We start from the raw sequence: 18,167 nt of genomic DNA, 5'->3' as shown, positions 1-18,167 counted from the left end.
GCGGCCAGGCTGGGCTCGCCGCCGGCTGTCATCAGCGCGACCGACCTGGTCGCGGCCCTTTCCTATGGCGTCCAGGGCCGCGACGGAGGAGGCGTCCCAGATGTGCGCGGCCGACAGGTCGATGACGACCTTCTTCGGGTCGCCCGCGTAGTCGAACTGGCCGACGAGGTCGTTGGAGGAGGCGAAGAACAGCTCACCGGTCACGCGATAGACGACCGTGGTGTCGTCGGGGTCGGTGACGGCGGTGACCTCGGCGAGGTGGGCGACGCGCTTGGCGAAGATGACCATGACGGTGATCTCCCCCGCGGGCATCCGCCGGAGGGTCTTGGGAGCGATGGAGTGCCAGTCGAACGTCGCGAACGACACCATGATCATGACGGCGACCAGGGCCGCCATGGGAGTCGGAGACGACCGGGCCGAAGACGATGCAGAGCACCATCAGGAAGGAGCCGGCGAGGGCTGGCGGCGTTCCCGGAGAACATCCCCGACCGGACGGTCCGGATCCCGGCCCGCCCGGTGGAGTCGACCAGCACCTTGAGCAGGGCGGAAGCGAAGCCCCGGCCGCGCACGGAGGGGCGGATGTGGGCGGAGTGCTCGGCGCGCTCCGCTGTCAGTGGCACGACCATCGCGCTCACGCCCCGCTCGCCGCTGCCTCTTGACCCGTGGATCGTCAGGCATCTGTCGGCATGGCCAGCAACGTGCCCATCGCGGCGAGCACCGACGGCTCGACCCGGTAGTACACCCAGGTGCCGCGCCGCTCGGAGGTCAGCAGCCCGGCCTCCTTCAGTTTCTTCAGGTGGTGGGACACCGTGGGCTGCGAGACGCCGACGTCGGAGATGTCGCACACGCACGCCTCCCCGCCCTCGTGCGAGGCCACTGCGGAGAACAACCGCAGACGGACCGGGTCGCCCAGCGCCTTGAACATCGGCGCGGCCGTCTCGGCCTCCTCGGCACTCATCGGACGCTCGGTCAGCGGCGGGCAGCACGGCGCCACACTCTGACCTGTGTCGGCTTCGAGCAGCGGCAACACCTTTGTATTCGACATACGTCTATGTTGACACACGTCGAACCAGAGAGGGAGGGCCGTCACCGCGCGCGAGGCGGGTGGCCAGGCGGCGGGCGACGCGGCCTGCCGCGCCTTGACTCACACCGCGCAGCGGGTGCAATGACAGGGTTCGTCGCCGCTCCGGCATCGACGAGCGCCGGGCCGCCACTCGAATGAGACTGTCGCAGGTAGCGCAGCCACGACGTGGCCCTGTGTCCGGACACCTCTAGCACCACCGACCGCGAACCGCGGCACAGCTGGGCGCGGGCGATGGCGAATCACGACCGACCGCCGCCGCCCACGGCGACATCGAAGTGTTCCATCAACGATCCGGTTTCGATGAACGTCTATGTTGACGCTCATCGATACAAGTGCCATGCTGGGCCGCGCAAGCTATCGACAGATGTCGAAACACGCGAGGAGTCGCTGTGAACGCGCCCGCCATCAACGAGCTGCCCGTTGTCGTGATCGGGGCCGGACCCGTCGGCCTTGCTGCCGCCGCCCACCTGGTCGACCAGGGCATCGAGCCCTTGGTCCTGGAAGCCGGCCGAACGCCCGGTGCCGCCGTGCGGGAGTGGTCGCACGTGCGTCTGTTCTCCCCTTGGGGCGAAGTCGTCGACCCGGCCGCCGAGAAGCTCCTGGCTCCCACCGGCTGGACGCGGCCGGACCCCGCCACCTATCCCTCCGGCGGCGACTGGGCCGACCTCTACTTGCAGCCGCTCGCCGACATCCTGGGCGGCCGCGTCCGCCTCGGCGCCACCGTCACCGGCGTCTCCCGGGCCGGCCGGGACCGCATCGTCGACGCCGACCGCGAGCAGCAGCCGTTCGTCGTGCACATCGCCCATGCCGACGGCCATGAGGAGCGCGTCTTCGCCCGCGCGGTCATCGACGCCTCCGGCACCTGGGCCACGCCCAGCCCTGCCGGTGGCAGCGGGCTGCCCGCCCTCGGCGAGAAGACCGCGGCCGACCGGATCACCTACCGCGTCCCGGACCTCAAGGACCCGGCCGTGCGCGCCCGGTACGCCGGTAAGCGGATCGCTGTCATCGGCTCCGGCGCCTCCGCCTTCACCGCCCTCGCCTACCTCGCCGACCTCGCCAGGTCCGACGACGGTGTGGGGACGAAGGGGGTGTGGATCCTGCGCCGGGGCATCTCGGGATCCACCTTCGGCGGCGGCGAAGCCGACCAGCTCCCGGCGCGCGGCGCGCTCGGTCTGGCGGCCAAGGCCGCCGTCGACGAGGGACACGCGGACGCGGTCACCGGCTTCCGTACCGACGCGATCGAGCGCGACACCGACGGGCGCGTGGTCCTGGTCGGCGAGGACGGACGCCGCCCGGACGCGGTGGACGAGGTGATCGTGCTCACCGGTTTCCGCCCTGACCTCTCGTTCCTGGACGAGCTGCGCCTGGGCCTCGACGAGCGTCTCCAGGCGCCCGTCGAGCTGGCTCCGCTGATCGACCCCAACCAGCACTCCTGCGGCACCGTCTACCCGCACGGCCACCGGGAGCTGTCCCACCCGGAAGCCGGCTTCTACCTCGTCGGTATGAAGTCCTACGGCCGCGCCCCGACCTTCCTGGCGATGACCGGTTACGAGCAGGTCCGCTCGGTCGCCGCTGCTATCGCCGGCGACCTCGACTCCGCCGACCGCGTCGAACTCACCCTCCCGGAGACGGGAGTCTGCGGCGGCGCCGGTCTCTTCGACGCCTCTGACGTCCAGGAGGCCGACGGCGGCGGCTGCTGCGCGCCCGCGCCACAGCTCGTCCAGCTCGGCGCCCCCGCCCCGGCCGGGGTGGCCGAAGAGACTTCGACGGGCGGATGTTGCGGCTCGTGACCGACCCGGCCATTCCTACGCGGGGGCCGCGAGACGCCTCCCCCGTCCTGCCACCCGGTCATCGCTGCACGAGGCCGACCTCATGGCTCCGGCCTCGGCGCTGCTCGGTACGTGGCTCAACGCGCCATCGCCTGGCTGCAGGCCTTCCGCCGCGTGCGGTCCGATGGAAGCGGCGCTGCGAACCGGCACGGTGGCAGTCAAGTCAGACACCGGGCGGCGCACTGCACTGCTGTCGAACAAGAGAGTGTGTGCGCCTTGTCTCCAAGGAGTTCCTCGCCCGACTACAGGTCAGAGGTGATGGGAACGTCTCGCCGATCGCTTCTGGGTGAGCAGCCTGATGAAACCCGGGCGAAGTCCGTGTGGTGGCTGAGAGTCCCCAGCGAGGTCCCATCACCGTAGGAACACACGGTCGGACAGCAGACGCCGGAAGTCGCGCCCGGTGCCGGAACTCACCCGTGCTCCGTGTACCCGCAGTACACGACAAACGGGGGTGACGCCGAAGCCCTCGTCGACTCGAAGCCGACCGGGCCGCATAAGGCCGGTGGCAGGGCTACCGTTTTCACGACCGGCCGGCTCTGCATCAACTCACGGGAGAATCATGAACCTTGTCGCGACAAGCCGTACCGCTTCTGCAGCACTGGCAACCGCTGCCCTGTTCCTGTTTCCCGTCGGGCAGGCGAACGCTGTCACCTATCCGACGAGTGACTACGCGGTCCCCAACGGCCAGACCTACACCAAGGGAAAACTGACCTGGTACAACAGGTCCGTCCAACTGACCGGTGAGCAGAAGTCGGTCAGCACATCCAGCTGCCGCAAGACCTACGTTGCGGCCTACCGCTCCGACGGCGGCCCCAACTACACACGGCTGAGCGAACGCACCACGAAGCCGGTGTGCGGCGCGTCGATCGGCATCTCCGTGAACGTGCCGGCAGACGTCGTCGGCGGAGCGGACTTCGTGTACATCTGCCTGGACGACACCCGCAACCACCTGAACTGTCTCACCTTCGACAGGCCGTAACCGAAACACCCGAACTGCCTTGCTGTTGCCTGCCAACCCGCCTGAGCAGTTCGGGACTTCCGGCTCGTTTCCCCTTCCCTCCTGGATCAACGTCGAGCGTCGCCGAGCCCCGATCTCGTGTCGCGCGCGTGACATCGCAGGGCCCGTTGGCATGCAGCCGCACGGGGCACCTCCGCCAGCAGGGCGGCTTCGACGGTGGTCCCTCCGGTAACAGCTTCCTTTCGGCTGAGGAGTAGTCGCGTCCTGCGGGGGCGCACAGGGCACGGAACTGTGGGGGCAGCTGCGGTAGCCACACGGGCTGGACTCGTTGCCCGCCTCGGAGCCAGACGGCGATCTGCCGGCCGAGGTGGCCACTTCGTCGAGCCCCGCTCGGGAGCTGTTCCCCGGGCCACCCTGGAGCCGCTCGTCACCGCCCGGTGACGGTCGGCCAAGGGCGCGTTCGGTTCACCAGCACGGTCGGCGTAGACGCGGTTCGCGCCCCCACACCGTGCCTCGCCCGTCGCAGATCCTGGATCCGGAGCGTGGTCAACTACTTGTCCTGCTGGGTCATTGATGTGCCGAGCCCTCTTCCCTTGTCATGCCCTCATCTGAAATCTTGCGTCGACCCGTTCGACCCACGGCCCGGTCGGCGCCATCCACTTGCCCCGGGCTCTCGGAGGATGCTGTGACCACCCCCCGCATATCCCAGCGCCGTCTCAGACGCTCGCTGCTGCCCGTCGCCGCTGTCGGAGCGGCCCTCGCTCTCGCCACGCCCGCCGGCGCGGCGGACGTGGACACCGGCCTTCCGCCGGGTCCGGCCGCGGCCCGCGCCGCCACGCCCGCCCAGGCCGCCGCCGGCACCCGCTCCTACCTCGTCATCACCGCTCCCGGCGACACCTCGGCCGTACGCAACGCCGTCGCGACGCACGGCGGTTCGGTCTTCGCGCACTACGACGCGATCGGCGTCGTGGTCGCACACTCCTCTTCGGCCGGTTTCGCCGCCACGATGCGCTCCGTCGCGGGGGTTCAGAAGGTGGGCGCGACCCGCACCTCGGACGTTCCCGCGGACGCCTACTCCCCCACCCTGCCGAGTGCTCCCGGGCAGTCGCCGACCACTCTCACGGAGACCGCGCGGTGGGACATGACCAGGATCAACGCGGACAAGGCCTGGGCCGTCAGCACCGGCTCGCCGTCCGTCACGGTGGGCGTGCTCGACACCGGAGTGGACGACCGGCACCAGGACATCGCGCCCAACTTCGACACGGCGGACTCCGTCTCCTGCGCCTACGGCAAGGCCGACACCCGAGCCGGCGCCTGGCGTGACGTCGGCACCCACGGCACACATGTGGCGGGCACCATCGCCGCCGCCAAGAACGGCAAGGGAGTGATCGGCGTCGCCCCGGGCGTGAAGATCGCCTCTGTGCGCATCGCCGAGCCGGGTACCAGCATGTTCTTCGCCGAGAACACCATCTGCGGCTTCATGTGGGCCGGTGACCACGGCTTCGACGTCACCAACAACAGCTATTACACGGACCCGTGGATGTTCAACTGTCCCGACGACCCGGACCAGGCGGCCATCATCGAAGGGGTGCGCCGAGCGCAGGAGTACGCGGAGGGCAAGGGCTCGCTCCAGGTCGCGGCAGCGGGCAACTCCAACTACGACCTGGCGAACAAGCGCACCGACAGCTCCAGCCCGAACGACTCCACCCCCGTCAACCGCACCATCACCAACGCCTGCGTCGACATCCCGACGGAGCTACCGGGCGTCGTGACCGTCGCGGCGATGGGCAACGGGAACATCAAGGCGTCCTACTCCAACTACGGCCGGGACGTCATCGATGTCGCAGCCCCGGGCGGCGACGGGGCCTACGGCGTCTACTCCACGCTCCCCGGCGGCAAGTACGGGAACATGAACGGCACATCGATGGCCTCGCCGCATGTGGCCGGTGTCGCCGCGCTGCTGAAGAGTGCCGATCCGGCCGCCACCCCCGCCGAACTCCGGGCGCGGCTGGGAACCCAGGCCACGGACACCGCGTGCCCGTCCGACAGCCGCTGCACCGGCACCACGGCGAAGAACGCCTTCTTCGGGGAGGGTCAGGTCGACGCGTTGAAGGCCATCGGCGGCAGCGCGCCGCAACCCGGACGGTACTTCGAGAACACCACCGACATCACCGTCGCCGACAACGCCACGGTCGAGTCAGCGATCACCGTGACCGATGTGCCGGGCAATGCCCCGGCCGCGCTGAAGGTCGGTGTGGACGTCAAGCACACGTACCGCGGCGACCTGGTGCTGTCGCTCGTCGCCCCTGACGGTTCGGTCTACTCTCTGGAGGACTTCGCCGACGGCGACAGCGCGGACGACGTGGTGAAGACCTACACGGTCGACGCCTCGTCGGAGACCGCGTCCGGTACGTGGAGACTTCGCGTGCGTGACATCGCGACACAGGACACCGGGCGGATCGACACCTGGAACCTCACCTTCTAGCAGCAAGGTTCCACCGAGTGCGGGTGCTCCTCGCGGCAGGGCGGCATCACCGCCCCACCGCGGGGAGCGAGGCCGCAGACCCGCGCCGTCGTACGGGACGCAGAGTTCATGCCGTCCGGCCGGAACGCTCCGAGGGGTCCGATGGCCGCCCTGGCACCGCCGACGGCGCTGCCCTGAGTCCGCGGAAGGCCGCCGGGGCAGGAACTACGGATGCAGTGTCGCCTCGCCGGTCACGCGGATCGCGGCCTCCTGGCCGGGGACCACCGACAGCGGCCCCGCGACACGAACGTCGACCGGGTCGTCAACGCCCTGTACGGCCAGGGTCACCTTGGCGTCGTGGCCGTAGTAGAAAACGTCCCTGACCGTGCCGCGCACGGCCTCTTCCGTGTCCGCGTCGGTCAGTTGCAGCTGCTCGGGGCGCAGGACGACCGTGCCCGTGCTCCGGCCTTGCGGTGGCGTCGTCAGTGCCACGGTCCCCAGCGGTGTGGTGGCCGTGGAGCCGCCCCCGTGCACCGTTCCGGGGACCAGCACCGCGTCGCCGACGAAGCCGGCGACCCAGGGGTCGGCAGGGCGCCGGTAGAGATCCTGGGGGGCATCGCACTGGGCGACACGGCCCTGCCGCACGACGGCGACGAGGTCGGCGGTGGACAGGGCTTCCTGCTGGTCGTGGGTGACCAGCAGGGCCGTGGCCCCGGTCGCTCGCAGGGCGGATCGCACGTCCGCCCGGACTCCGGCGCGCAGCGCGCTGTCGAGGGCGTTGAACGGTTCGTCCAGCAGGACGAGTGCGGGGCGCGGGGCCAGGGCCCGGGCCAGGGCTATGCGCTGCTGCTGTCCGCCGGACAGTTCATGCGGCATGCGGTCGCCGTACCCGGCGAGTCCGACGAGGTCGAGCATGTCCGCCGTCCTGCGGCGGCGCTCACCGCGGTCGAGACCGGTCAGCCCGAACGCCACGTTGCGGGCCACGGTCAAGTGCGGGAACAGGGCGCCTTCCTGCGGCACGATGCCGATGCGGCGCCGTTCCGGCGGCAGGTGAACCGCAGGGCCCACAAGGGTGCGTCCGTCGAGGGCGATCGTGCCCGCGTCCGCGCGCAGGAACCCGGCGATGATGCGGAGCAGGGTGGTCTTTCCGCAGCCGGAGGGGCCGAGCACAGCGGCAAGTTTCCCGCCCGGCACGGTGAGGTCCAGGCCCCGCAGGACGGGGGCTTGGGGGCCGTAGGACTTGGTGAGCCGCTCGATGCGGAGCTCATTGCCGTGGTCGGTCATGTGCGGTGCCTGCCCAGGAGGTAGGAGGGGACGGCGGCCAGAAGGATGAGGGCTGCGGCGTAGGGCGCGGCGGCCGCGAAGGAGCCGGATCCGGTCTCGGTCCACAGCCGGGTGGCCAGCGTGTCCACGTCGGTGGGGCGCAGCAGCAGCGTGGCGGGCAGTTCCTTCATGCAGACCACGAAGGTGAGAGCGGCACCGGCCGCGACACCCGGTGCGGCCAGCGGCACGGTCACCTCGCGCAGCACCCGCAAGGGCGAGCGGCCCAGCGAGCGGGCCACGTCCTCCAGCACGGGTGGCGCCTGCAGCACGGCGGCCCGGGTGGCGGCGACCGCGACCGGCAGGAACAGCACGGCGTAGGCGCCGATCAGCAGGGGCAGTTGCTGGTAGAGCGGGTAGGCGTAGCGCACCGCGAAGAAGACCAGAGAGAGCGCGACGGTGATGCCGGGCAGTGCGTGGCCGGCGTAGGCGGCCTGTTCCAGCAGCCGGGCTCCGCGTCCCCGGTGCCGTGCGGCGATCACTCCGACGGGCAGCGCCAGCAGCGTGGTCAGGGCGGCTCCCGCCGCGGCGACCCCGAGGGTGGTCCAGGCGGCCTCCGCGAGCGCGACCAGGTCCCACGTCGCCGAGTTGCCCACGGCCAGCCAGTAGCCGAGGGTACCGAGCGGGAACGCCACCGCCGCGGCCACCAGCGTGGTGCACCAGGCCAGGGCGGGGATCCGCCAGCGTCCGAGGGGCACCGGGACGGCCGGGCGGGCGGTACCTCCGCCGGTCCGGGCGTGGCCGGCGCGCCCCCGGGTGCGGGTCTCCGCGGCGACCAGCGCCACGGTCATCACCACCAGTACAACGCTGAGGGCGGCGGCGGGAGTGCGGTCGAAGGAGGCGCGGTAGGACGTGTGGATGGCCCGGGTGAACGTGTCGTAGCGCATCAGCGAGACGGCGCCGAAGTCGGAGAGCACGTACAGCGCGACGAGCAGCGCTCCGCCCGCGGCGGCCGGACGCAGCTGAGGCAGCGTGACCCCCAGGAAGGTGCGCATCGGTCCGTGTCCCAGGGAGCGGGCGGCTTCCTCCTGAGCCGGGTCGATACCGCGCAGTGCGGCGGCGACCGGGAGGTGGACGTAGGGGAAGCTGACCAGGGTCAGGGCGAGCGCGGCCCCGGTGAATCCGGCGGTCCGCGGCGCGGCGGCCAGCCAGGCGAAGGCGGCGACGTAGCTGGGCACGGCGAGCGGCAGGGTGACCAGCACCGACCAGGCGCGGGCCCCGGGCAGGGCCGTGCGTACGGTCAGCCAGGCCAGGGAGACTCCGAGCACCAGGCAGGCTGACACGACGACGGCCGTCAGACCGAGGCTGCGGGTGAGGAGTTGCAGCGTCCGCTCGTCGGCGACGACGTCCCAGGCGTAGCGCGGGCCGCGTTCGAAGGCGCGGACCGCGAGGTAGCCCAGGGGCAGCAAGGCGAACAGGGACGCGACGCAGGCGGGGACGAGCAGGACCCGCGGAGGTCTGCGGCCGGCGGATGCCCCGTCCGCCTTGCGGACGCGCCGGCGCCCGGCGGGAGCGGGTGCTCCGGCCGGGCGGCCTCCGGATGCCGTTGCGGTCACGTCGGGCTCAGGGTTTCTGCCGGTCTTCTCATGCTTCCTCAGACCAGTCCGACGTCCTGGAGCATGGCCAGCGTCTCCTGGAGGGACTCGAGCTCGCCCAGGTCGATGTCCGGGGACTCCAGGGAGTCGAACGACGGCAGGCCGTCGACGTTGCTGGTGACGCCCGCGGCCAGCGGGTACTCCTTGGTCGTGTCGGCGAAGTAGGTCTGCGCCTCCTTGGAGAGCAGGTAGTCGACGGCCTTCTGGGCGGTCCCGGCCTGGCCGCTGTCCTTGAGGATGCCGACGCCGGCGACGTTGATGAGCGCGCCGGGGTCCCCGCCGGGCAGGAACTTGAGCTCGGCGTCGACCTTGTCCTCGCCCTTCTCGGCGACCCGCTCGTACCAGTAGTAGTGGTTGACCAGGCCGAGGGAGACCTCGCCCGACTCGACGGCGTCGAGAGTGGCGAGGTTGTTGGTGTACACCTTGCCGTTGGCCTTCAGGCCCTTGAGCCACTCGCGGGTGGCGTCGTCGCCCTCCAGGACGCGCATGCCGGTGACGAAGGCCTGGAAGGAGGCGTTGGTGGGGGCGAAGCCGACCTTGCCCTTCCACTCGGGTTTCATCACGTCGACCACCCGGTCCGGGACCTTGTCCTCGGCGACCTTGTCCGGGTTGTAGGCGATGACGCGCACCCGCCCCGACAGGCCCACCCAGTCGCCCGCCCCGCCGCGGTAGGCCTCGTCCACCTCGTCGAGGCTCGACTGCGGCAGCTTCGCGAGCATGCCCTCCTTGGACAGGGCGCCCAGGGCGCCGGCGTCCTGCGAGAAGAACAGTCCGGCCTTGGTGCGGTCGCCTTCTTCCAGTATCTGTGCGGCCAGTTCGGCGCTGTCGCCGTAGCGCACCTCGACCTTGGCGCCGACGGCCTTCTCCAGCTTGTCCAGGATCGGCTTGACCAGCTTCTCGTTACGCCCGGAGTAGATGACGAGGGCGGAGTCGCCGCCCTCGGCGGAGCCGCCCTTGTCGTCGCCGGAGCCGCAGGCGGCGAGGACGGGCAGGAGCAGGCCGGCCGCGACGAGCGCGGTGATCCGGCGAGCCGAGGGGCGTCGCATGTGTGTGCCTTCCTTGGTGGCTCGCCGGTACGCCGCGGGGGTCGCGTCGTCGGATCAGCGAGCGGCGAAGCGATGCTTTCAAGCCAACTGTGAACATGCTATGAATAAGGTAAAGCTTGCCTAACCGTCAAGGGATCTGTGCTGATTGCGGACGCTGCCGCAGAAAGGTCGCGCGCCCGTGATCGACTTCCCCCGACCCCTCCAGGTCCCGTTGACCTCGCCACTTCCGCGCTTTGCCCCCAATTCGTCTCCACAGCCGCCCGCGCGCGGACTGGGGGTGCCGTTCGCGCGTGACCTCGCGGCGCACGGTGATCGCACCGCATTGATCACGCCATCGGGCGAGGTCACCTACCGGGCGCTCGCCGAACGGGTCGCCGCCACCGCCGAACGCCTCGGCCCCACGCGCCGCCTCGTACTGCTGGCCGGAGCCAACCGGGCCGACGCCCTCGTGGTCCACCTCGCGGCCCTCGCCTCCGGCCACCCCGTCCTGCTCGTCCCCGGCGACAGCACCGGCACCCTCGACGCCCTGACGGCCGCCTACGACCCGGACGTCATCGCACGCCCGGACGAGCACGGCACCTGGACCCTCGACGAGCGGCGCCGGACCAGCACCCACACCCTCCACCCCGATCTCGCGCTGCTGCTGAGCACCTCCGGTTCGACCGGCTCACCGAAGCTGGTCCGGCTCTCGCACGACAACCTCCAGGCCAACGCCGAGTCCATAGCCACCTACCTGGACATCCGTCAGACCGACCGCGCGGCCACGACCCTGCCCATGCACTACTGCTACGGCCTGTCCGTCATCCACAGCCATCTGCTGCGGGGCGCCGGACTGATCCTCACCGGGCGGTCGGTGGCCGACACCGCCTTCTGGGAGGAGTTCCGCGCGGCCCGCGGCACCTCGCTCGCCGGGGTGCCGTACACCTTCGACCTGCTCGACCGAGTCGGCTTCGCCCGCATGCGACTCCCCCACCTGCGCTGCGTGACCCAGGCCGGAGGCCGCCTGGCACCCGAACGAGTCGCTGCACTCGCCAAGTTGGGCCGACGGTCCGGCTGGGAGCTGTTCGTGATGTACGGGCAGACCGAGGCAACGGCCCGCATGGCCTATCTGCCCCCGGCGCTCGCCCGGGAGCGCCCGGAGGCCATCGGCGTACCGATCCCCGGAGGCTCCTTCCGGCTGCGGCCGGTCGACGGCATCGCATCGCCCGACACCGGGGAACTGGTCTACTCGGGCCCCAACGTCATGCTCGGTTACGCCGAGACCCCGGCGGACCTCGCCCTCGGCCGCACCCTGGAGGAGCTGCCCACCGGGGACATCGCCCGGCGCGCCCCCGACGGGCTGTACGAAATAGTGGGGCGGCGCAGCCGCTTCATCAAGATCCTCGGTCTGCGGATCGACCCGCACCGGGTCGAGGCAGTGCTGGAAAAGCACGGCATCCATGCCGCGTGCGCGGGTGATGACGACGCGTTGGCCGTCGTCGCGGCCCGCACGGCGGATGCCGACGCGGCGGCTGTCCGGCGGCTGGTGACCGAAGGCTGCGGTCTGCCGCCGCGCGCGATACGGGTGCGGCTGGTGTCCGAGCTTCCACGGCTCGCCTCCGGCAAGACCGACTACGAGGCCGTACGACGCCTGGCTCGCCGGGCGCCGTCCTCGCCACCGGCCGCGGGCAACGGCGACCTATGTGCCCTCTACGCCGAGATTCTCGACCGCACCGACGTCACCGAGGACAGCAGCTTCGTGAGTCTGGGCGGCGACTCCCTCTCGTACGTCGAGATGTCGCTGCGGCTGGAGCAAACCCTGGGCACGCTGCCCGACGGCTGGCACACCACGCCGATCCGCCGGCTGCGGGCCCCGGACACCGCACGGCGCACGCCCGAGGTCACCCCGCGGCGCGGGCTGCGGCGCAAACTGGAGACGGGCATCGCCCTGCGGGCGGCCGGCATCGTCCTCGTCGTCGGCTCGCACATCCCCGTCTTCCTCGTCCAAGGCGGCGCCCACGTACTGCTCGGCGTCGCCGGATACAACTTCGCACGCTTCCACCTCTCCGTCGGCGAACGCCGGGAGCGCCTGCGGAGGATGGGGCGGAGCATCGCGCGCATCGCCGTTCCGAGCATGGTGTGGATCGCCTTCGCACTGCTGCTGACCCGCGAATACGACCTGGCCAACGTCGTCCTGGCCAACAGCCTCTTCGAACAGGACAATTCGGACCCGGAGTGGCGCTACTGGTTCGTCGAAGCGCTGGTCTACTTCCTGACCGCGCTGGCGGTTCTGCTGATGATCCCCTGGCTGCACCGGACGGAGCGGCGCAACCCCTTCGGCTTCGCCCTGGCCTTGGTCGCCCTGGGACTCGTCGGCCGCTATGACCCCTGGGGCCTCGCGCATGTCCGCTTCCACCTGAGCCCCACCGTGGTCTTCTTCCTGTTCGCCCTGGGCTGGGCGGCGGCTCAGGCCCGCACGGCGGGACAGCGGCTGGGGCTGACCGCGGTCGCTCTGGTCACCGTGCCCGGCCTCTTCCCCGGGGAGCAGACCCTGCGGACATCGATCGTCCTCGGCGGCCTCGTCCTGCTGCTCTGGGTGCCGACTCTGCCCAGCATCGACCCGGTCAACCGGCTGGCGGGCGTCCTGGCGGGCAGCTCGCTCTACATCTACCTGACGCACTTCCACGTCTATCCCCACCTGCGGGACCACTCCCCGGTGTCGGCCCTGCTCGTCTCCCTGATATGCGGTGTGGCGTACGGAGCAGTGGCCACCCGCCTGGCGGCCAGGCTTCCTTCATCGCTGCAGGCCGTCATGAGGCCCTCCGCTCTCGGCGCGCCCCTCACCCCGGGAGCGGCACGGAACGGTTGAGACGTGGTCCGCCCACCTCGTCCACATCCTGGTGACCCTGCTTGTCGCCTCGCGGGATGTCCGGCGCTCCCGTAGGGTCTCGATGCCGCTATGGCAGGACGGACTGACGGCCCTTCGCGTCCGTGCGGACCAAGTGATCGAGGAGCGCTCATGTCAGGACAGTTCGAAGCGACCGTCGAGATCGACCGGCCCGTCGAGGCAGTGTTCGACTACCTCGCCGACGGGCGCAACGATCCACAGTTCAGCCCCCGTGTGCTGAGGATCGAGCGGGTTCCCGAGACCCCGACCGCCGTGGGAACGGTGTTCCGCAGCACGGTCAAGGACGCCGGGGTGAAGACAGCCAGGGAGTTCCGTATCACCGAACTCCAAGCCCCGGCGCGGATCCGGTGGACCGAGGTGTCCAAGAACAGCGTGGCGGTCGCCGAAGGCGGCTACGACCTGGAGCCGCTGGCCGACGGCAGGACGCGGGTCCGTCTCTACAACGTCCTGGAGGGCCACGGACTCGGCAAGCTGCTCGTCGGCCTGGCGCTCACCGCCGCCCGGAAGGATGCCCCTGCCTTCGGTGCCCGGATCAAGGCAGCGGCCGAAGCGGCGATCCAGCCGCGTTGATCGTACGCCTGACATGATCGCCAACATGTTCGAGCAGAAACTGAATCGTCACCAGCCGCGTGAATGCTGAGCGGTGGCGTTCGGTGCGCCGGCAGGGACCGGCCTGCCGGCGAAGGGCCAGTCGGCTTCGGCACCTGGTCGATGACCCTCACGTAGGGCCTGTGCGGCAGCCCGTGTGAACGAAGGCCGGTGATGGCGTCGGGCTCGTACTCGCTGCGGACGAGGTGGGCGGCGGCTTCTGCCACAGCCTGGCCTCGCGGGCGGTATCGAGGCTGAGCCGCCGAGCGACCTGATCGGCGTCGACCAAGTCCTCCCCCTACTTGGCATGTGCTTTCTGCTTGCCTTTCTGGTTCTTTCGCGCTTGGCCCAACGGTTGGTCGGGGCCCTTTGCCCTGTCTTTCGCGACTGCTTTGGCCGCGGCCCGCTCAGGGGTGCCGGGAGCAGAGGCGGGGTGGGTGGCGGGCTCTGCGCTGCCAGAGGGCGCTTGAACGTTGCGCGTTGGGACGGAATCACTCAGCGGGCGGCCAGAGGCGGAGGGGGTGCGCGAAGGCGGGGTCGCCGATGCGGAAGGCGTGTCGTCGTGGTGAGCGGCGGCGTCCGGGGAAGGGGCAGCCGGTTCGGGGGTGGACGGGGCCGCTTCCGGCGCCGCTTCGTCTGCGGCATCGTGGTGTGAGGAGCCGTCGGTGACCACCAGGCCGGCGGCGAGAAGGGCGGCCAACGCAGCCGCCGCCCCGCGCGTTCGGAGGCGGCCGCGTATCGAGGTGGACCGAGACGCCCCCTCAGGGAGGGCCGTTGAGGTGCTGGAGCTTCGAAGCGCTTTCGCGGCGGGCGTCCAGCTCCGGTGTGTGGTGTCGGGGTGGTCCGCGGCTGTGGGAGGTATGGCACTGAGCGCGGGCCGGGCAACGGACGCAGCAGGGTTCACTGCGCTCGTTCCGGAGAGAAGGGCCAGAGCTCGGACGCAGTCGCACGCCGTGGGGCGAGCTTGTTCTTCCAGGCTGGTCATCTCCCGAAGGAGGGTGGCGAAGCCGTCGGGCAGGAAGTCCGGGAGGGCGGGCCGGCGGTGCAGGCGCGCTATGGCGGCCTCCAAAGGGCCGCCGTCGTATTCGAGTCGACCGGTGAGGCTTTCGAGGAGGACCAAGCCGAGAGCGTAGATGTCGGCGGGCCGGCCGACGGGCCGACCCAGCACCTGTTCGGGGGAGAGATAGGCCGCGGTGCCGGTCAGGGTGCCGGTAGCGGTGCGGGTGGTCGCATCCAGCAGCCGGGAGATGCCGAAGTCCGTCAGATGGGGACGGCCGGAGGCGTCCAGGATGATGTTGGACGGTTTGACGTCCCGGTGGACGATCCCCTCCTCGTGGGCGTGGGCCAATGCCTCGGCCAATGCCGCGCCGAGCGCAGCCGCAGCCTCGCACGACAGGGGACCTTCGGCGATGCGAGATTTCAGGGTACGTCCGTCGATCAGCTGCATGACCAGGAAGGCATCGCCGTCATGGTGTCCGGCGTCGAAGGCGGTCACCAGTCCCGGATGCTGCAACCGGGCCAGGATCACGGCCTCCCTGCGGAAAGCCTCCTCCGTGTCGAAGCCGGTCCCGGCGCGGAAGACTTTCACGGCAACCGGCCGCCGCAGCCGCAGGTCGACACCGCGGTACACGTCAGCCGCGCCACCCGAACCGATCAGCGCATCCAGACGGTAGCGGCCCGCCAGAATCCGGGCACAGCCTCGAAAAGCCCGGGCGCCCCGCACCTCGCGCAATCCCACCCTGATCTCCCCACTCCGCACACTGGCACCGCTCAAAGGCCCGTCGTCGACGGGCCGCCGAACGCAGGTACCCACTCATCCGCCGCTTGCACAACGGTGGGGGGATGTCCTGCCTGACCCGGCCGGCCGGACGGTGAGCACCCGGTGGGACAACGTGTGGAGCTTTGGTCGGCGCCAGGCATCAGAGGGCGGCGGGTGCCGCGAGCGGTTCCGGCTCCTGTTGGGCGAGCGGCGGGCGCATGAGCGGTCCTGGACCTTCGGTGCGACTGCCGCCGAGCGGACGGCTCGGGCGACTTGGCGGCTTGGGCCGTCGGTGGCCTCGACCGGCGTGAGCGGAGGAGGCCACCGGCAGCGCTACGTTCTCAGCGGTTGGTCCACAGGTTCCACTTCCAGGGCCACATGTTGCCCTCGGCGCACTGATAGCGGTCCCAGTGACCGCGGTCGATGCCCTGCTGGCCGGCGGTCTGACAGCCGCTCAGGGTCATGTACTTGCCGCGGTGGATGTCGAGGCCGTCGGCCGCCTGGACAGCGGACACCCGGTGGGATGCCGCGGCGGGTGCGGCGACGGCCGGTGCTGCCGCGCCCAGGCTGCCCAGTCCGACCACGGCGATGGCTGCGAAGGCGGACAGTGCGGTGCGTACACGCATGGTGAAGATCCTTCCGTAGGGGTTGGAGGCGGTCCGTGCGAGATCCATCGGCACGGCCACGAGTGCCGGTGCGCTCACCCTCTGGGGTGATCCGCTCAGCCGGTATGCCGAGTTTGCGCAGGAAACTGCAGCCCTACAACCAGATCCCGGTTGCTTCACCGATGTCGGGATAAATACAGTCCTGACCTGCTGGGACATGCCCGTCCCGGGACATGGGACAGCTGGCGGGACGCTGTTCCCCCCTTGCGGAAAGGCTTGATCGATGACCGGCCGACCACCAGAGTCCCGCGTGGCAGCACGGAAGCTGGGAGACGCCCTGCGCAGCCTGCAGCGGCGATCCGGGCGCCCCCTGCGCAGCCTGGAGGCTCAGGTTCGGATCAGCGACTCGTCCCTCTCCCGCTACTTCCGTGGCGAAACGGTGCCGACCTGGCCCGTGGTGCGGGAGCTGTGCAGGGCGTTGGGGGCAGACCCTGCCGAGTACCGGGCCCTTTGGGAAGCGGCCAACCCCGCCCACCTAGAGACGCCGGCCGCCGCCGACAGCGTCGGAGCCGCCGGTCCCCAACCCCTCCCTCGCCGCGCCCTCTGGCACCGGCTGCACGGGCCGTGGTCCCGGCGTCGGGTCGTCACAGCGGCCGCTGCCGCTGTCGCCGCGGGCGCACTCGCGACGGGACTGCTGCTCCTCCTCCCCCTGCAAGACGGTCCCGGTGCCGTGCCCGCGCAGGGAGCGGCGGCCGGCGCGAGCTCGAGCGGCAGTGCCGGCGTCGTCGTCCACAACGTCGAGAAGGCATGCCAGAAACCCCGCACGCATACATGCGCCCTGTCACTGGCCTACAACCCCTACCGCCCCTACACCACGACCAACTCCGCCGGCCGCGTCTGGCACCGCGACCTCCTCCAAGCCCGCTGCACCATCGCCAACGGCGTCACCGTCACCGACGAGAACCACAAACACACCAGCATCTGGATCCAGGTCACACACAACGGACAGCGCCTCTGGCTCCCCGGAATCCGCGTCCACCCCGACCATCTGACCCAGCTCACCACCGTCCTGCCCTCGTGCGTCGCCTAGGCCCGGCCTCGGCGACAACCGTACGACCCTGCTAGCGCTAGCAGGGCGGCTGGACGGGGCTCTCTCAGGTAGCACCTCGCGTTCGGCTGCGGTGCAGTCGCGCCCTGCGGCGGCGCACAGGAGTCATGGTCCCCCCCCCACACCTTGGCCGGGCGCGGCGTCAGCGGCCGGGCCGGTGGTAGCGGAAGCGGAGCTCGAAGGTTCCCTCGAGCGAGCCGGTCGCCGGGTCGAAGCGTCGCAGGCCCGCGACTTCGATGCCGGTTCCGCGCACCCCCTTGAAGTCCCCGGTGCCGCCGATGATGACCCCCTTGCCGTCCGCCCGCGGCCCCGCCGTGGTCACGGCGTCGAGGGTGCCGGTCCACGGCTCGCCGCTGTCGAGGGCGGGCTTGAACACCTTGGTGGCGACTTCGGAGGAGTCCTCGATCTGGTCGAGGACGAGGGTGCCCCTGCCGGGGAAGAACAGCGTCCACACGGTGTGCGTGAGCAGCTTCCCCGACTCGAAGTCGGTCTCCGGGAGCACCTCCTCGATCTCGGTCGAGAATCCGACCACCTCACCGTGCTTGTCGCGGAGCTTGGCGCCCAGTGCGAAGGCGTTCTGCAAGCGCGGCTCGGTGAACTTGGCAATGCCCTCCGGGAAGACGGCCAACGGCAGGTCGCCGCGGTGCGTCTCGAAGACGCCGTCCTTGGGGACCTCGGCGAAGAAGGACTCCTCGACCCAGCCCCGTCCCGTTTCCTTCTTCCCCTCGTCCCGGCTGGGTGTCTGCGGCCGGGACGTTTCGGTCGCATGGGTCAACGCGGGGACCGTCACCATGACCAGCGCGGCACTCGCCACGCCGATGATGATGCGGCGCCCACGCCTGCGGGGTCGGCCACGCATCGCAGTCATGAACACTTCCTTCGAAGAATCGCTCTTACCGTGCGATCCGAGTGTTCTGGAGGCCC

The 18,167-nt window shown here is 70.5% G+C and carries 13 protein-coding genes and 1 pseudogene; 6 read left to right on the top strand and 8 right to left on the bottom strand.

Going from position 1 to position 18,167, the window contains the following annotated elements:
- Positions 1 to 36 precede the first annotated feature (36 nt).
- Both ACIRDU_RS19585 and ACIRDU_RS19580 read right to left on the bottom strand, forming a co-directional pair.
- Positions 37 to 457 (bottom strand): annotated as a pseudogene (locus ACIRDU_RS19585) (STAS domain-containing protein); the annotation flags it as partial.
- Positions 458 to 670: 213 nt separating this feature from the next.
- Entirely contained in the window at positions 671 to 1,045 is a 375-nt protein-coding gene (locus ACIRDU_RS19580; RefSeq protein ID WP_403581117.1) for an ArsR/SmtB family transcription factor, read from the bottom strand.
- A 428-nt stretch (positions 1,046 to 1,473) separates the two neighbouring features.
- Between ACIRDU_RS19580 and ACIRDU_RS19575 the strand changes: the two genes are divergently transcribed.
- The 3 genes from ACIRDU_RS19575 to ACIRDU_RS19565 all read left to right on the top strand — a co-directional run bounded on the left by ACIRDU_RS19575 (position 1,474) and on the right by ACIRDU_RS19565 (position 6,356).
- Positions 1,474 to 2,874, top strand: coding sequence for an NAD(P)-binding domain-containing protein (locus ACIRDU_RS19575; protein WP_403581116.1), 1,401 nt, complete (start codon positions 1,474 to 1,476; stop codon positions 2,872 to 2,874).
- Positions 2,875 to 3,472: 598 nt separating this feature from the next.
- Positions 3,473 to 3,892 (top strand): hypothetical protein, encoded by a 420-nt coding sequence (locus tag ACIRDU_RS19570; protein WP_403581114.1) that lies wholly within the window; start codon positions 3,473 to 3,475, stop codon positions 3,890 to 3,892.
- 709 nt (positions 3,893 to 4,601) lie between these two features.
- Entirely contained in the window at positions 4,602 to 6,356 is a 1,755-nt protein-coding gene (locus ACIRDU_RS19565; protein ID WP_403581254.1) for a S8 family peptidase, read from the top strand.
- Between the two features lie 204 nt (positions 6,357 to 6,560).
- Here the strand turns inward: ACIRDU_RS19565 and ACIRDU_RS19560 are convergent, their stop codons facing one another.
- The 3 genes from ACIRDU_RS19560 to ACIRDU_RS19550 are packed head-to-tail and all read right to left on the bottom strand — an operon-like array spanning position 6,561 to position 10,296.
- The gene (locus ACIRDU_RS19560; RefSeq protein WP_403581112.1) at positions 6,561 to 7,619 is read right to left on the bottom strand and encodes an ABC transporter ATP-binding protein; all 1,059 of its coding nucleotides are present in this window, start codon (positions 7,617 to 7,619) and stop codon (positions 6,561 to 6,563) included.
- Positions 7,616 to 9,211 (bottom strand): ABC transporter permease, encoded by a 1,596-nt coding sequence (locus tag ACIRDU_RS19555; protein ID WP_403581111.1) that lies wholly within the window; start codon positions 9,209 to 9,211, stop codon positions 7,616 to 7,618. The genes ACIRDU_RS19560 and ACIRDU_RS19555 overlap by 4 nt, the downstream gene beginning before the upstream one ends.
- A gap of 38 nt (positions 9,212 to 9,249) precedes the next feature.
- Positions 9,250 to 10,296, bottom strand: coding sequence for an iron ABC transporter substrate-binding protein (locus ACIRDU_RS19550; protein ID WP_403581109.1), 1,047 nt, complete (start codon positions 10,294 to 10,296; stop codon positions 9,250 to 9,252).
- 322 nt (positions 10,297 to 10,618) lie between these two features.
- On the opposite strand from ACIRDU_RS19550, the gene ACIRDU_RS19545 reads away from it, so the two are divergent.
- Together ACIRDU_RS19545 and ACIRDU_RS19540 are read left to right on the top strand one after the other, a co-directional pair.
- On the top strand, positions 10,619 to 13,144 hold the full coding sequence (locus tag ACIRDU_RS19545; RefSeq protein ID WP_403581107.1) for an AMP-binding protein: 2,526 nt from the start codon (positions 10,619 to 10,621) through the stop codon (positions 13,142 to 13,144).
- A gap of 150 nt (positions 13,145 to 13,294) precedes the next feature.
- Positions 13,295 to 13,753 (top strand): SRPBCC family protein, encoded by a 459-nt coding sequence (locus tag ACIRDU_RS19540; protein ID WP_403581105.1) that lies wholly within the window; start codon positions 13,295 to 13,297, stop codon positions 13,751 to 13,753.
- A 316-nt stretch (positions 13,754 to 14,069) separates the two neighbouring features.
- On the opposite strand, the gene ACIRDU_RS19535 is transcribed toward ACIRDU_RS19540, so the two are convergent.
- Both ACIRDU_RS19535 and ACIRDU_RS19530 read right to left on the bottom strand, forming a co-directional pair.
- The gene (locus ACIRDU_RS19535) at positions 14,070 to 15,509 is read right to left on the bottom strand and encodes a serine/threonine-protein kinase (RefSeq protein ID WP_403581103.1); all 1,440 of its coding nucleotides are present in this window, start codon (positions 15,507 to 15,509) and stop codon (positions 14,070 to 14,072) included.
- Between the two features lie 362 nt (positions 15,510 to 15,871).
- Positions 15,872 to 16,156 carry a hypothetical protein gene (locus ACIRDU_RS19530; protein WP_403581102.1) on the bottom strand — a complete coding sequence of 95 codons (285 nt, stop codon included), beginning with the start codon at positions 16,154 to 16,156 and terminating at the stop codon, positions 15,872 to 15,874.
- A gap of 289 nt (positions 16,157 to 16,445) precedes the next feature.
- Between ACIRDU_RS19530 and ACIRDU_RS19525 the strand changes: the two genes are divergently transcribed.
- The gene (locus ACIRDU_RS19525) at positions 16,446 to 17,225 is read left to right on the top strand and encodes a helix-turn-helix domain-containing protein (protein ID WP_403581099.1); all 780 of its coding nucleotides are present in this window, start codon (positions 16,446 to 16,448) and stop codon (positions 17,223 to 17,225) included.
- A gap of 160 nt (positions 17,226 to 17,385) precedes the next feature.
- On the opposite strand, the gene ACIRDU_RS19520 is transcribed toward ACIRDU_RS19525, so the two are convergent.
- Positions 17,386 to 18,111, bottom strand: a complete 726-nt coding sequence (locus tag ACIRDU_RS19520) for a hypothetical protein (protein WP_403581097.1) — start codon at positions 18,109 to 18,111, stop codon at positions 17,386 to 17,388.
- Between the last annotated feature and the right edge of the window lie 56 nt (positions 18,112 to 18,167).

Origin of the sequence: Streptomyces sp. NPDC093598, assembly GCF_044764825.1 — a bacterium.
Lineage (GTDB): Bacteria > Actinomycetota > Actinomycetes > Streptomycetales > Streptomycetaceae > Streptomyces.
The sequence above is the reverse complement of the archived record's forward strand: the minus strand, read 5'-3'. Positions and strand labels throughout refer to the sequence as shown.